Source organism: Candidatus Aciduliprofundum sp. HYA1, from assembly GCF_056175085.1.
This window is the reverse complement of sequence record NZ_CM149694.1, coordinates 399643-413368: the sequence shown is the minus strand read 5'-3', so window position 1 is coordinate 413368 and position 13726 is coordinate 399643. Positions and strand designations below refer to the sequence as shown.

Sequence of the window (13726 nt, the reverse complement as noted above, 5' to 3'; positions counted from 1 at the left end):
TATAAAATGGTATAGCAGAGAGATGTTTAAACATCCACTTTTTGAATTATTATTAATAGGTATATTTGTTTCAGAATATTTTTCATTAAGCTTTTTTAAGAAGTCCCCTATAATATTTATAGATCTTATGCAGTTGTTAATTATACCTCTCTACCTTTTTTTAATATCATCTGTATTTTTCAAGAACTCTCGAGTTTTGGTATTTGAACTCTCAATTTTAAAAAGTTGGAGATATGTGAGCATTGGAAGAATTATTACCATACTCATAGGCCTATTACCATTTACTATTGGAACTGAAATATTTTTAATAATATTAAACAAACAAAATTTATTAATCCCATTAATTATTAGCGAACTTGTTTACTCTGCAATTATGATGCTTATTTCATTATCAGGTAAACCTTCTGTAAATTATGTATCATCTATGATCATTCTTTTCCTCTTACCTATAGGAGTACTCTCTTTAATACAATCTTATGCTCAATTGGGTTCAAAAATATATGGATTATATGGGTATATAGGATATATACTTTCACCATTATATATACACTATTACTATAAAGAGGGAATTGTACAAATAAATCCAAATAACGGATTTATATATGCATCTATTCTAATTCTGATCCTATTAATTATTTATATACTCCTTTTTGAAAAATTGGAACTTGTTGTATCAAACTCGTGAATTAAACACGATGACAAGGGATAATTATCACATTTCTTAAAACATCCAGGCACCTATTACCATAACCGATAAATAATATATATAGACTTTCTCAGAAAGTTAAAATATGAACTCATCACTAATGAGAGCTATTATAAATTCTTTAAACATTGAATGATAAAAATATAAAGAGCAACTATAAAACCACCCCATTTATATCCACTCCGCATAATCCATTATAAGCTCTTTTGTTATACTTCTCAGAGTCCTATTTCTATTGTTTCCTTTTATCATTGCAGTTCTCATTCCGAGTATATATTTCCCTATACTCACTCCAAAATAGGATTCAAAAGTGAAATAAATTGCTAAAATACTATGTAAATGCCAATGAAAATCAAGCCATCTTTAGAGGTTAATTCTTTAAGAATTGCATGATGCCCGTACAAATAATATACACATATTTTATATATCACTGGTTCCGCATTAAACGCTCCAGAAATCAATGTGGCCAATGATAAGAGAACTACTAAATCAAGAATATATGATAAAAAACACTCATTTATTGATACCGAGATATATCCTTCACTTTCCATATCCACTACACTTCTCTATATTCTAAATTCTCTTCATCATATTATTCACAATTTTCTCACCAAAAATTTCCTGGGGGTGAATAATAGAATTTATCTTTTTCAATGCTGAAATTAAATTCTCCTCCCCCACAAACTTTATTGCATAACAGTCAGTCTAATACTCAAAATATCTACAGATATACCTGCTTATCAGCATATAAAAAATAATTCCTGAAAACAGTATTAAGCCTGCATAAATTTCTGTATCTTTCTGTGAATCATACAGCGAAAGAATCTGTGTGAAATTCAAATCCAGCCCTATGATAATATCAAATAAAAGAATCTTTTTAAGCACATGGCTTAATTTTATATGTGCCAGTTCATGTACCACTATGCTTGCCAATTCTTCTCTATCAAGGTTTTTAATTAGTTTCTCTGTGAGAAATATGTATCTCCCCTTTGCTCCCACCTCAAATGCATTGAACATCTCAGATTTTGCGGTATATATCTCCACTCCCCTAACTCCCATTTATCCATAATTTTATCTATTTCTTCATAGTTGATCCTTTTTCCCTTCAGAGCCAATTTTTTAGTCCCGGAACTTCATACCAGATTATAGATGCCATGAGCAAAAGAACATTGAACCCCAGCACATAACTCCACAGTTCTGAAATGAAAATATACAGAAAGAGAAAAATGAAAAGGGAGAGAATTCCAGCAATAATCGCCCATCTGCGCATTAATCTTCCCCTTCAAGGTATTTCTTATCTCCCCTCTCCAAGTACTTTATGTATCTGTCTGGAAAGATTAATGTTAATCGCTCATACAAACTCATTTTTAGTTGTAGTATTTGAAAACGAATTCCAGGAGGCGATTTGCTCTTTATTTCTTCCCTTTTAGCATACATCACAGCAAAATACACCACTCCAATAAGAATGCTTACGAGAGGAAAAAACAGCACCGTTGCAGTTAAAAGGCTATACATATCTCTATGATGATTAATAATAATTAATCCCCCAATAATTATTCCCACCAATGCTGGAAAATGTAAAAAATAAGGAAATATTAGCGCATGATATACAACACCCCATCGGATAACTCTTATAAATCCCCTCAAAAATAATAAATAAAAGTATACTCACAGCAATAAGGTCTCCATTTGGGTATTCTGTCAGTAAACCAGTCCATTCAGATAAAATAAACACAATGACCGTAAGAGATACGGATATACCTATCTCCTCGATAAATTCAGCCCTTGTATTTCCCAGAATACTCACCATACTTAGATATTAGATAAAAGAAAGAAATATATGATTTTTTTACAACTTGTATCATATTAAAATATCTAAACATATTATAGCTCTTTACTTCCTGAAATTTCACGCCTGAACTCATTGGCATAAATGTGAGCGAGCCTCAGCGGCTCCGGATTCTTGTACCTCAAATAATTCTTCACGATTTTCAGAGAGGTTTCCAAGGATACCCTGTGGCCGGGCGAGATGTATATGCCCCTCTTTCTTCCGCTCTTTATGAAGAAGCCCACATGCCTGTCATTGATGAGCACTCTTTCCCCAACAACCCTTCCCACCAAGGGACTTTTTGCCACCCCTATTGTGGGAATATCATTCTTAACACCCACATGGGAGGCAAGGCCAAAAAAGAGAGGATGCATTATACCATTGCCATCCACCAGGAGCAAGATCTCCTCATCCACCTCCCCCAGTAGAGAGGATATGATAGGTTCCTCTCTGAATGCCAGATAGGTGGGAATGTAGGGAAATTCAACCTGAAATTTCCTTTTGATCACCCTCTTCACCTCTACCCCCGACATTATAACCAGGGCAGCATAGGCGTCCCTACCCTGATATGATACGTCTACCCCACCCACGAGTTCAGGGGAGAGATCATCTTCAATGCGCACCTCCCTTCGCATCCTTTCCTGCTCTTCCCTCAATTTGCGAAGGGAGTAATCTGTGCGAAAATCCTCAAAAAGAATAGCATCAAAATTCACTATTTTTCCATTTCTAACTTCAACGCCCTCTTCTCGCAATCTCTCAATCTTTTTCCTTATTCCCTCTGGGTGCGTGAATCCTCCTATGCTGCCATCACTCATAACTACCCGGTGGCATGGTATGCGTGGAGGATCGGGATTCTGCGAAAGCATAACTCCACACGCCCTGGCCGCCCTTATATCCCCCAAAGCCCTTGCGAGCGAGCCATATGTGCTCACCATTCCGCGGGGAATCTGCTTCACGAGAGAGTAGAAGTAGGAGTAAAGGTCCATATGTTAATTATTGCCATCTCCGATAAATTATTTCCCTCAAAATTTTTATACGTTATGCTCATATAGACATCACGAGGTGATGTGATGAAGAAAATCATTACCTTGGTCGTGGGACTGGTAGTGATTGGTTCCATAATTGGTGGGATTTACATTCTTAATGGAAAATCAGCCAAAACTGTTCTGGTGGTGGATTCCGGAGCGGGATTGATGAAACCCATGAATGAACTCATATCAATGTTTGAGAACCAGACCGGTATTAGTGTGCAGGTGCATTACGGAGGAAGTGCTGAGATATTCGGTGAACTTGTAACAACAGGGTGTGATGTTTTCATTCCAGGAGCCTACAAGTACACGGAAGATGCGATGAATAAAGGATACATAATCAAAAGCACTGTGCAAAACATAACCTATCACATACCTGTAATAGCGGTACCTGCGGGAAATCCAAAGAACATAACATCACTTCAAGACCTCGCCAGACCGGGTGTGAAGGTGGTGCTAGGTGACCCCAACGCCTGTGCCATAGGAAAAGTCGCAAAGAAAATCCTAGAAAAGAACAATCTATGGAGTGCCGTGGAGAAAAACGTTGTTACATACACACCCACCGTGAATCAACTTCTAATATACATTGCCATGGGCCAAGCAGATGCCGCAATAATCTGGGAGGATATGACAACCTGGGCCCAGGCTCACGGCAAGATAAAGGTCATTCACATTCCGAGCAAGGAGAACATAATAAAAACCATTCCCACCGCCGTAACCATCTATGCAAAAAAGGATGGCCATCTCACCGCCGCAGAAGAATTCAATAATTTCATAATAAAGCACAAGGAGATCTGGGAAAAGTGGGGGTTCAAGCCATGCAGTTGAGGTTCAGACACCTTTGCATTCTTCTCTCACTTATGTTTACCTTTGCACTCATCATCGCCATTTTATCCCTGTTCATAGTACCAAATCCTAGGAAAATAATCAGTTCCATGGTCTCACAAGAGATGATATATTCCCTGAAACTAACCTTGCTAACATCGTCAATATCCACAGTAATCGTGATGATGACCGCTGTACCCATGGGGTATGCACTTTCAAGATACAACTTCCTTGGAAAGAGCATTGTGAAATCCATAATTGACCTACCAATGGCCTTTCCTGAACTTGTGCTTGGTTTGGCCTTACTTCTGCTTTTTGGCAAAACTGCAGTGGGCAGTGCCCTATCATTCTTAGGAATACACCTAGTATTCACACGGCTGGGGATAGTGGTGGCCCAGGTATTCACAGCACTGCCATTCGCCACACGGATAGTCTACTCCACATTTGAATCAATAAATCCCAGATTTGAATTTGTATCAAGAAGCTTGGGTTACGGGGAGTTTGAAACCTTCAAAAATGTTACCCTGCCCATGGCAAAGAGTGGTTTGCTGGCATCAACCATAATCTCCTTTGCAAGATGTGTGGGGGCCTTTGGCGCCGTGCTGATTCTTGCGGGGGGAAGTTATATGAACACCGAGGTGCTATCCGTTACCCTGTATCTGAATATATCCTACGGAAACATAGGTATGGCCATAACCAGCGGTATAGTTCTGATTACTGTTTCGTTCATAGCTATATACGCGTTTGAGAGGTTGGAGAGTGTGAAAAATGTTCCTGCACGTGGAAAACCTCAGCATTGACCTCGGAGAGTTCAAGCTGGATAGGGTATCACTAAACATCAGGCAGGGGGAGTACCTGATCCTAATAGGGCCCACCGGAAGCGGAAAGACCATTCTTTTAGAAACCATAGCAGGGTTTTACAGGCCAAGTGAGGGAAGGATAATCCTAAGGGGAAAAGACATAACCTCACTGCCCCCGGAGGATAGAAACCTCAGCGTCGTGTATCAGGACTACATGCTCTTTCCCCATATGAGCGTACTAGATAACATATCCTACGGTCTAAAAAGGAGAGTAAAAGACAGAGCCAAAATTGAGGAAAGGGTTGAGCAAGTGAGCAAGATACTGAAAATATCACATCTTCTTTCCAGATATCCAGAGACGCTCAGCGGGGGAGAGCAACAGAGAGTTGCCATAGCCCGGGCACTAATTGTGAAGCCAGATGTGCTGCTTATGGATGAGCCATTCTCGGCTCTTGATACTAAAACCCGAGAGAGTCTGAGGAGTATGGTAAAAGACGCAATTAGAGAATACGAGACTACTGTGATTCACGTGAGCCACGACTTTGAAGATGTGTTTTCACTGGCAACCCGCGTGGCGGTTTTCAGCCAAGGACGAGTAATTCAGGTGGGAACTCCCGAGGAGATTTTTAGCAATCCTTCATCTGATTTCGTGGCTGATTTTGTGGGTACGAACATACTCAGATGTATATGTGAGAATTCGGGCACAGATGAATCCGTGCTGAAATGTGGAGATGTTCACATACTCACCTCCGACCCAGTAAACGCAGGAGAGGAGGTTAGCGTGGCAATAAGACCAGAAAACATAATCATCACAAGAGAGAGAATAAAAAGTTCGGCCCGCAATCAACTAACAGGCAGGGTGGAGAGTGTAATAACCAGAGGTCACGTTGTAAGAGTCATCGTTGATGTTTATGGAACGCAGTTTAAGGTCATCATAACACCGAACTCTGCGGAACTTCTTGATATAAAGGAAGGCGCAGATGTGTACCTCGTATTCAAAGCCTCAGGGGTGAGGGTGATAAGATGAAATTTGAAGACTATCTCCGGGAAGACTGTCCATTCAACGATGAAACTTCCGATTTCCTCAATATAAGAGGAAGGGGAGTGATGAAGATAACATCCCGCGAAGTGGGAATAGCTGGATGCACATCCCAAGTTGAGGAATGGCTTCAAAAATTTGGACTTGATGGAGAGTGCATTCCTTCTGGCACTAATTTTGAGAAAGATGCTGAGATATGCAAGTTTGTGGGGCCTCTAAAGGACTTGTTCAGAGTTTGGCGCACAGTACAAACTCTGCTATCCATAACCTGCAGCATAGCCAAGGCCACTGGAGAGTTCTTAGAAAAGGCAAGAGCAGAAAATCGAAATGTTGTGATAGCCACCACTAGGAAAACTCATCCGGGACTTAGAAACTGTGAGATGCAGGCCATTAGAGATGGAGGAGGCACTGTGCACAGAAACTCGCTTAGCGATTCTATTCTGATCACTCAGAACCACCTGAACATCGTTCAGGATATCCCACGGAGAACTAGTTTGAGACCCATAGAGATCGAACCAAGAAACGAGGAGGAAGCGTTGAAATACGCAAACGTGGCAGATATAATCCTCCTTGATCACTTCACTCCGGAACAAGTGAGAAGACTGAGAGATAAAATAAAAAAATTGAATTCGAAGGCGAGGATTGCTGTCAGTGGTGGCATAACCCTTGAAAATGTGGCCACATATGCAAGACACGCAGATATAATAATAACAAGCGAGCCATACTACGCGAAACCGTTGGATATGACAACCGAAATCTCCAGAATAAATTGAAAATTCAAGTAGTTAGGATGGCTTTTACCTTGGCTTTAACATCTTCAAAAACCTCTTCAATTGCCCTGTTGCTGTCCACCACTCTGAAACCATATTTCCCGGCCATCTCAAGGTATATTTCCTGAACACGCATCAAGAACTCCTCACGCTCAAACTTCTCCCGGAAATCTCGGGTGTTGACAAAATCAAGTCCGCGCCTTGGCTCAATGGTCAGAAGAATAACCAGATCAGGATCGAGGCGCATGGGCTCGTAAACCCTTTCCAGCCATTCAAGCGCATTTTTCAGGGGCATGAGCGATTCCATCTGGGCCCCCTGATAGGCATAGGTGGAATACACATAGCGGTCGGAGATCACCACCTCACCCCTTTCCAGATGCTTTTTCACATCCTCCACGTGCTCGGCACGATCTGCGAAGAAGAGTAGGGCCTGCGATAACGGATTTTTCTCCTCCTCTATGGCACGGCGCACGTCCCTGCCCATCCACGTGCGGGTTGGCTCTTCGGTAAGGTAAACTTCATGCCCCTCTTCTTTCAAATAGGTCGCAAGTTTCCTTGCAATTGTGCTCTTACCGCTTCCATCTATACCCTCAAGAACTATGAACATCGTTCCATAATGGAGGGCAAGTTATTTAACTTTTCAGAGCATTTGCAAATTATGCCAATACTGCAGGTTGCCCTGGATTTTATGATCCTTGAGAGAGCCCTGAAAGCAGCGGAGGAAGCCGTGCGAGGTGGAGCCGACTGGCTGGAGGCGGGAACACCACTTATTAAGAGCGCCGGTATGCAGGCCGTGCGAGAATTGAAGAGAAGATTCAAAAAGCCCGTTGTGGCCGACCTCAAAACCATGGATGTTGGTCGTGTGGAGGTTGAAATGGCAGCCAAGAGCGGAGCAAATATAATAACCGTTCTGGCCGTGGCCGATGATCCCACAATTGAGGATGCAGTGAAGGCCGCCAGGAAGTACGGAGCAAGTATAATGGTTGATTTGATAAATCACCCTGATCCCGTAAAGAGGGCAAAAGAAGTGGAGAAGTTGGGCGTGGATTATCTCTGCGTGCATGTGGGCGTTGATCAGCAGATGCTCGGCAAGAATCCTCTTGAGATTCTGAAGAATGTGGCTTCTGCTGTTAGCATACCCGTTGCGGCTGCGGGAGGGATAAACAGCGAGACCGCGGCGGATGTGGTGAAAAACGGGGCGGAAATTGTAATAGTCGGAGGTGCCATAATAAAGGCCCCGGATGTGGAGGAGGCCGCGAGGAAAATAAAGGAGGCCATAACAAAGGGAGTGAAAATAGAGAGTGAGTTATACAAAAAATACGGTTTGGAGGAGTTGAGGGATGCCTTTATGAAGGTATCCACACCAAACTTGAGCGATGCAATGCATCGCAAGAATGCCTTAGGAGACCTGATTAAATTGGGTGGGAGCAAGATCGTGGGTCGGGCAGTGACAGTTAAAACGATGGATGGAGACTGGGCAAAGGCTGTGGAGGCCATTGATCACGCAAATAAGGGAGATGTGATAGTCATAGATGCGGGAGATGGGAACACGGCAGTTTGGGGCGAACTGGCCACCTGGAGTTGCAAGGTGAAGGGCATTGAGGGAGTGGTCATATTCGGTGCGGCAAGGGATGCCGATGAAATAAAAAGGATGGACTATCCCGTATTCGCAAGGCATATCGTACCAAATGCGGGAGAGCCCAAGGGATTTGGAGAGATCAACGTGGAACTTATGATCAACGGCATTAGAATACGCCCCGGGGATTGGATAGTTGGGGATGAGAGCGGCATAGTTGTTGTGCCAAAGGAGAATGCTGTGGAAATTGCAAATCGCGCCATTGATGTTATGGAGCATGAAAATAGAATAAGAGAGGAAATAAAGAGAGGTAACACCCTGTCCTCCGTGATAAAACTGGAGGATTGGGAAGTGGAGCGATGATCAGAACCTTGAATCCAGGCGCATGAACTCCTCGTCGTACATAACGCTTTCAAACTCCACAATTTCCTCGTACTGCTGCTTTAGAATCTTGTAGTGGCCCTCTTCAATCTTTCCCATGTAACGCATTATTCTCTTTATGCGCGCATCATCCACAATTTCGGCTATGCCCTCGTAGTACTCCTTGGCACTTAACTCTGCCTGCATGGCACCCTCAAGAATCTTACGCATATCCGTGGTTTCTCCAATCTCCCTGAATATTCTTATTTCAGGAAACTCCGGTATGAAATCCGGGTTCTCCGGTGGCTCGGGCTCCTTGCCGTTGAAAAGGTCCTTGTACAGTTCAACCAGGATGGCCCGATGCCTCTCTTCCTCCTCCGCCAGGGCCTTGAGTTTATTCTTCAGAAAAGGGTTCTTTGCCTGCTTTGCCACATTCTCATAAACTTCCTTTGCAACCTCTTCGCTCTTTATACCCAAAAGGATCAGATCCTCCAGACTGTACTTGTTCAAGTCAATCCCTTCCATGGTGGCAGGTAAGGCATTCTACCCGTATAAAGATTTTGTGCCCATAGAAAAGTTATTTTAACAATTTGCCCATATATGGCTGAATGATGAACTTCCACATACACAGCACGTGGAGCGACGGTCTGTACACGCCTGAGATCATAGTGAGAGAGGCCATAAAGAAAAAAATGGAAAAAATAGCCTTCACGGATAACTACAGCACAAAGAAAACACATTCAATACCCAAAAAATATCTGAAAATGTACGTTGAAGATATACGTGGTTTGCAGAAAAAATATGGGGGGAATATTGACATTTACATAGGCATCGAAATTGATTTCTCTCCCAGAACGGATATTGATGCCCTTCCAAATTTTGAGGATTTTGACCTTGTGCTCTTTGAATACGTGCAGGACTCTCTCTGGGATGGTTATCCACTCTGGATGCTTCTGGACCTTCGCAAGGACATAGACGCTCCCGTTATTCTGGCCCACAACGATCTGAGCAGAAATTTCGGATCCACAGATATCGGAGCATTTCTGAGGGTTCTTGAATCGGATAACATAGGTGTGGAACTGAACACGAATTACAATTACACAAAACTTGGAGAGACCTATTACAGGCTCGCATACCCAATATTTGAAGAGATGAAAAACTACAAAATACCCATCTCGGTAGGAAACGATATGCACGATGATCTGGAAAGAATAAACGATGTGGGCGATGCCCTGGACTTCATCCAGGAGTACGGTTTGGAGGAGAATTTAAAACTCTTTTTAAAGGAGGTGAGTGAGTGAAGGATAAGGTTGCCATAGTTTGTGGCTCCAGCAAGGGAATGGGTAAGGCCATTGCCAAAGAATTTGCAAAAAATGGAGCAAGGATTGTTCTGGTATCAAGAAATGAGGAAAATTTGATGAACGCAATGAAGGAGATAACCACAGAGATTGTGCAGAATGGGGATAGAAGCATTATGAACCGTGTTCTCGCAATCCCCGGAGATGTGAGAAAAATGGAGGACATAGAGAGGGTCGTTAAGGAAACAGTGGAGGAGTTTGGCACCGTGCATATCTTGGTAAACAACACGGGAGGACCACCCGCAGGATATTTTGAAGATCTGAGCGATGATGACTGGTACAATGCCTTCAACCTCACATTTATGAGTGCAATGAGATTCATAAGAGAGGTGGCTCCCTACATGAAGAGGCAGAAGTACGGAAGAATAATAAACATCACCTCAATGAGCGTAAAACAGCCAATAGATAATCTCATTCTCTCAAACTCAATACGCCTGGCTGTGGTGGGTATGGCAAAAACCCTCGCCATCCAGTGGGCGAAATATGGAATTACGATAAACAACATAGCCCCAGGCCCCATTTTCACAGAGCGTATGAAGGAACTATCCTGGGCCAGGGCGGAGAGGGACGGAATAACCTACGAGGAGGCACTGAACGCATGGATTAAGGAGGTACCCGCGGGAAGGTTTGGAGAGCCAGAGGAGGTTGCATATCTTGCCTCCTTCCTCGCCTCAGAACGTGCAGGATTCATCACGGGTGCAACGATACAGATAGACGGAGGTGCAGTGAAATTCGTGCTCTAACCCTTCTCTCCAATTTTGAAAATTATTATTCCAAACAGGGCAACTGTTGAGGAGAATAGCATAAGGTACCTGTAATTGCTCACAAAACTCATAAATGCACCACCAAGGAGTGGCCCGATAAAGGCGGATATACCGATGGACGAGTTGAGAAGCCCTGTGGCCGTTGCCTTCTCCGGATTGCGAGATGTGAGATAATTCAAAGAGCCCACATATAGAAATGCCCAGGATGCTGCGAGAAGCACCTGCACGGGAAGCATCTCCCAAACATTGGTTATCATGGCATACAGGAAAAAGGTCAGGGATGATAGAGCAAGACCCCATAATATAAGATGCGTGCTCTTTTTTGTGTCTGCGTAAAAATACATGATGAAGAACTGTGCGGTGGAATTTACACCCATTGTGGCCGCCTGCCAGAAGGAATTTCCACCCATGGATGCAACGAAGAGGGGCCAGAACGCCCAGATCATGGTTGCAGCAGAGTGACGAAATATGTAGGACAGGTAAATATGCCAGTTTCTCCTTATGACCTCCAGAGGTATGCGAGGTACGTGCTCCACACGCACACCCGAGTCCTTAAGGCCCAAGGTGATGAAATATGCAATTATGAAAACAATGGATGAGAAGATATAGGTTGCCTTAAGCCCGAAAAACAAGGATATTATGCCGGCCAGATATGAGCCGAGGGCCCATCCTGCGGCACCGAAGGCTGAGAGTTTGCCCATCTTCATCCTTATATCATGGGCCAGAGAAATGGTGGCTGCTGGAAATATGCCCGCAGAAAAACCGGCCATCACACGCAAAATAAGGAGAGAGCAGTAGTTCCAGTAGAAGTACTGGGAAACAAAGGCCAGAGATGCTATGAGAAATCCCGTAGAGATGAATATCTTTCTCCCGTGCAAATCGGCAAGACGCCCAAAAATCATGGAGGATAGAAAATAGGCGAGGTTGTAGAGTGAGAATATCAGGGCTATTTCAAAGGCACTTGCTCCTGCACTGGCTGCCAGGCGGGGAGTGTAGGTTATGGAGAGCATAAGTGCCGTGTACGTGGCCACCTGTATGGCGTATATCCTCTTATCCACATAGGAGCATGGTGTGGAGATTTAATTGCTTTTCCGTGCAATCATCGTTAATTTAATATCCACTTTTCCATATTACCCTCTTAAGCGGGTGTAGTCTAGTGGTTAGGACGGGGGCTTCCCAAGCCTCTGACCCGGGTTCGAATCCCGGCACCCGCATTAAGCCCCTTTAAAAAAGGTGCCTGCGCCTCGCAGAGCGAGGCTTGTTCACATCATTGATGCTCTTTTACCCCCAAACCAAATCACTGAACTCCTTTTCTAAAAAGAAAGCGGTTTTACCTGGAAAGAATGAGAGGTTATGTTTTCCACGGTCAAGGCAACTATGTAATTGGAAAAGAAACAATCATTGGATTTCGTGCGACCCGAAATGTTATTATTTGATGTGATTGATATGCATTTATGGGGCTGGAGTTTATACTTATTATACTTGTAATCCTGGCATTTTCAAGGATAGTGGGTGAGTTGTTTGAGAGGATAACTATTCCTGCGGTTATTGGAGAGGTGCTTGTTGGAATAATCCTCGGGCCAATGGTTTTGAATTGGACATCTCCAGATATTGGGGAATTTAGAATTCTCGTTGACATCGGTCTGTTTTTCTTGGTGTTTACATCCGGGCTGGAATTCTCCATAACCCACATAAAAAAGTCCACAAACAAAGCATTGCCCATCTCTTTTATGGGTAACAACATTGCATTCTTTTCTGGAATTATAATGGCTCTACTACTAAATTACTCTCTTGAGGTTGGCATATTCATAGGTGCGGCCTTTTCACTAACGGCACTTCCCGTGGCCTTGAGGGTTTTGGGCGACTTGAAAAAGACAAACACCAGGTTTGGAAGGACAGTGATAACCTCGGCAATATACGATGATCTTTTCAGCATGTTTCTCCTTGGACTCGTGTTTTCACTTGGCACCCATAATCTGAACGCTTTGAATATCGTTGAAATTGTGTTAAAAATAATCTTGTTCCTTGCATTTATATGGCTCATATCCAAGATTTTCCAGTGGAGATATGGGTTTTTGGCAAGGTATGTGCAGCACTACATTCGCAAGTTCAGAAGTAGGGAGGCGGAGTTTGCGGTCATCGTGCTTTTTGGAATGGCTCTGGCCATTGCTGCTGAGGCCCTCGGCATATCATTCATTCTTGGAGCATTTTACGGCGGTGTGCTTATTGGAGAGCATGTTGTGGGTGAGAGGGTATACAGAAAGGTTAAAATTACGTTCTCCGCGGTTACATTTGGATTTTTTGCCCCAATATTCTTTGTATACACCGGGATGAATTTTTACATTCTATCGGGTACAAATTGGGTATATTTTATCGTTATGAGTGTGCTATTTATCTTGGTGGCTGTTGGCAGCAAAACTCTTGGTGCATACACGGGGGCCAGATTGTCGAATATACCACATAAAAGTGCTCTGGGTATTGGCATTGCCCTCAATTCCCGGGGCCTTATGGAACTAATAATAGCCACCTATGGACTTGAATTGGGAATAATAAATCACAACATATTCTCGCTTCTTGCTCTGGTCAGCATAGTAACAACGATAATCTCTCCAATAATTCTCTCAAGATACCTAAAAAAATATGGAAGTGTGGTGGAAAATTTGGAAAGATAA

At 43.0% G+C, this 13726-nt stretch carries 16 protein-coding genes and 1 tRNA gene; 10 read left to right on the top strand and 7 right to left on the bottom strand.

All coding sequences use genetic code 11. From position 1 onward, the window contains the following. Positions 1-22: 22 nt before the first annotated feature. Positions 23-685, top strand: coding sequence for a hypothetical protein (locus AC0S1O_RS02355; protein ID WP_475394162.1), 663 nt, complete (start codon positions 23-25; stop codon positions 683-685). Positions 686-1029: 344 nt separating this feature from the next. Here the strand turns inward: AC0S1O_RS02355 and AC0S1O_RS02350 are convergent, their stop codons facing one another. The 4 genes from AC0S1O_RS02350 to AC0S1O_RS02335 all read right to left on the bottom strand — a co-directional run bounded on the left by AC0S1O_RS02350 (position 1030) and on the right by AC0S1O_RS02335 (position 3520). Further along, entirely contained in the window at positions 1030-1257 is a 228-nt protein-coding gene (locus tag AC0S1O_RS02350) for a hypothetical protein (protein ID WP_475394161.1), read from the bottom strand. A 154-nt stretch (positions 1258-1411) separates the two neighbouring features. Next, positions 1412-1765, bottom strand: a complete 354-nt coding sequence (locus AC0S1O_RS02345) for a M56 family metallopeptidase (protein ID WP_475394160.1) — start codon at positions 1763-1765, stop codon at positions 1412-1414. 210 nt (positions 1766-1975) lie between these two features. Beyond that, on the bottom strand, positions 1976-2269 hold the full coding sequence (locus tag AC0S1O_RS02340; protein ID WP_475394159.1) for a hypothetical protein: 294 nt from the start codon (positions 2267-2269) through the stop codon (positions 1976-1978). A gap of 321 nt (positions 2270-2590) precedes the next feature. Next, complete coding sequence (locus AC0S1O_RS02335) at positions 2591-3520, bottom strand: endonuclease V (RefSeq protein WP_475394158.1); 930 nt, start codon at positions 3518-3520, stop codon at positions 2591-2593. An 84-nt stretch (positions 3521-3604) separates the two neighbouring features. On the opposite strand from AC0S1O_RS02335, the gene modA reads away from it, so the two are divergent. Genes modA through AC0S1O_RS02315 form a run of 4 tightly spaced genes read left to right on the top strand, consistent with a single transcriptional unit; the run spans position 3605 to position 6999 of the window. Then, complete coding sequence (gene modA / locus AC0S1O_RS02330; protein ID WP_475394157.1) at positions 3605-4390, top strand: molybdate ABC transporter substrate-binding protein; 786 nt, start codon at positions 3605-3607, stop codon at positions 4388-4390. Then, on the top strand, positions 4381-5187 hold the full coding sequence (locus AC0S1O_RS02325) for an ABC transporter permease (protein ID WP_475394156.1): 807 nt from the start codon (positions 4381-4383) through the stop codon (positions 5185-5187). The genes modA and AC0S1O_RS02325 overlap by 10 nt, the downstream gene beginning before the upstream one ends. Then, positions 5156-6214, top strand: a complete 1059-nt coding sequence (locus AC0S1O_RS02320) for an ABC transporter ATP-binding protein (RefSeq protein WP_475394155.1) — start codon at positions 5156-5158, stop codon at positions 6212-6214. Before AC0S1O_RS02325 ends, AC0S1O_RS02320 begins: the two co-directional genes overlap by 32 nt. Beyond that, entirely contained in the window at positions 6211-6999 is a 789-nt protein-coding gene (locus tag AC0S1O_RS02315; RefSeq protein WP_475394154.1) for a beta/alpha barrel domain-containing protein, read from the top strand. The genes AC0S1O_RS02320 and AC0S1O_RS02315 overlap by 4 nt, the downstream gene beginning before the upstream one ends. A 4-nt stretch (positions 7000-7003) precedes the next feature. On the opposite strand, the gene tmk is transcribed toward AC0S1O_RS02315, so the two are convergent. Next, positions 7004-7603: a dTMP kinase gene (tmk, locus tag AC0S1O_RS02310; RefSeq protein WP_475394153.1), complete on the bottom strand. Its 600-nt coding sequence runs from the start codon at positions 7601-7603 to the stop codon at positions 7004-7006. 51 nt (positions 7604-7654) lie between these two features. On the opposite strand from tmk, the gene hxlA reads away from it, so the two are divergent. After that, a complete protein-coding gene (gene hxlA, locus AC0S1O_RS02305) occupies positions 7655-8935 on the top strand; it encodes a 3-hexulose-6-phosphate synthase (RefSeq protein WP_475394152.1) in 1281 nt (426 codons plus the stop codon). Here the strand turns inward: hxlA and AC0S1O_RS02300 are convergent, their stop codons facing one another. Beyond that, entirely contained in the window at positions 8936-9457 is a 522-nt protein-coding gene (locus tag AC0S1O_RS02300) for a ferritin-like domain-containing protein (RefSeq protein ID WP_475394151.1), read from the bottom strand. An 83-nt stretch (positions 9458-9540) separates the two neighbouring features. On the opposite strand from AC0S1O_RS02300, the gene AC0S1O_RS02295 reads away from it, so the two are divergent. Next, positions 9541-10233 carry a PHP domain-containing protein gene (locus AC0S1O_RS02295; protein ID WP_475394150.1) on the top strand — a complete coding sequence of 231 codons (693 nt, stop codon included), beginning with the start codon at positions 9541-9543 and terminating at the stop codon, positions 10231-10233. Continuing rightward, entirely contained in the window at positions 10230-11033 is an 804-nt protein-coding gene (locus tag AC0S1O_RS02290) for an SDR family oxidoreductase (RefSeq protein WP_475394149.1), read from the top strand. Before AC0S1O_RS02295 ends, AC0S1O_RS02290 begins: the two co-directional genes overlap by 4 nt. On the opposite strand, the gene AC0S1O_RS02285 is transcribed toward AC0S1O_RS02290, so the two are convergent. After that, on the bottom strand, positions 11030-12112 hold the full coding sequence (locus AC0S1O_RS02285) for an MFS transporter (RefSeq protein ID WP_475394148.1): 1083 nt from the start codon (positions 12110-12112) through the stop codon (positions 11030-11032). The genes AC0S1O_RS02290 and AC0S1O_RS02285 overlap by 4 nt on opposite strands. Positions 12113-12196: 84 nt before the next feature. Here AC0S1O_RS02285 and AC0S1O_RS02280 point away from each other — a divergent pair. Beyond that, a tRNA-Gly gene (locus AC0S1O_RS02280) sits at positions 12197-12268 on the top strand. A gap of 240 nt (positions 12269-12508) precedes the next feature. Continuing rightward, positions 12509-13726 carry a cation:proton antiporter gene (locus tag AC0S1O_RS02275; protein WP_475394147.1) on the top strand — a complete coding sequence of 406 codons (1218 nt, stop codon included), beginning with the start codon at positions 12509-12511 and terminating at the stop codon, positions 13724-13726.

Coding starts and splice junctions, on each gene's coding strand:
- AC0S1O_RS02320 (WP_475394155.1), top strand. CDS start 5,156: ATGTTCCTGCACGTGGAAAACCTCAGCATTGACCTCGGAGAGTTCAAG.
- AC0S1O_RS02295 (WP_475394150.1), top strand. CDS start 9,541: ATGATGAACTTCCACATACACAGCACGTGGAGCGACGGTCTGTACACG.
- AC0S1O_RS02325 (WP_475394156.1), top strand. CDS start 4,381: ATGCAGTTGAGGTTCAGACACCTTTGCATTCTTCTCTCACTTATGTTT.
- hxlA (WP_475394152.1), top strand. CDS start 7,655: ATGCCAATACTGCAGGTTGCCCTGGATTTTATGATCCTTGAGAGAGCC.
- AC0S1O_RS02345 (WP_475394160.1), bottom strand. CDS start 1,765: ATGGGAGTTAGGGGAGTGGAGATATATACCGCAAAATCTGAGATGTTC.
- AC0S1O_RS02335 (WP_475394158.1), bottom strand. CDS start 3,520: ATGGACCTTTACTCCTACTTCTACTCTCTCGTGAAGCAGATTCCCCGC.
- AC0S1O_RS02355 (WP_475394162.1), top strand. CDS start 23: ATGTTTAAACATCCACTTTTTGAATTATTATTAATAGGTATATTTGTT.
- modA (WP_475394157.1), top strand. CDS start 3,605: ATGAAGAAAATCATTACCTTGGTCGTGGGACTGGTAGTGATTGGTTCC.
- AC0S1O_RS02275 (WP_475394147.1), top strand. CDS start 12,509: ATGGGGCTGGAGTTTATACTTATTATACTTGTAATCCTGGCATTTTCA.
- tmk (WP_475394153.1), bottom strand. CDS start 7,603: ATGTTCATAGTTCTTGAGGGTATAGATGGAAGCGGTAAGAGCACAATT.
- AC0S1O_RS02315 (WP_475394154.1), top strand. CDS start 6,211: ATGAAATTTGAAGACTATCTCCGGGAAGACTGTCCATTCAACGATGAA.
- AC0S1O_RS02300 (WP_475394151.1), bottom strand. CDS start 9,457: ATGGAAGGGATTGACTTGAACAAGTACAGTCTGGAGGATCTGATCCTT.
- AC0S1O_RS02350 (WP_475394161.1), bottom strand. CDS start 1,257: ATGGAAAGTGAAGGATATATCTCGGTATCAATAAATGAGTGTTTTTTA.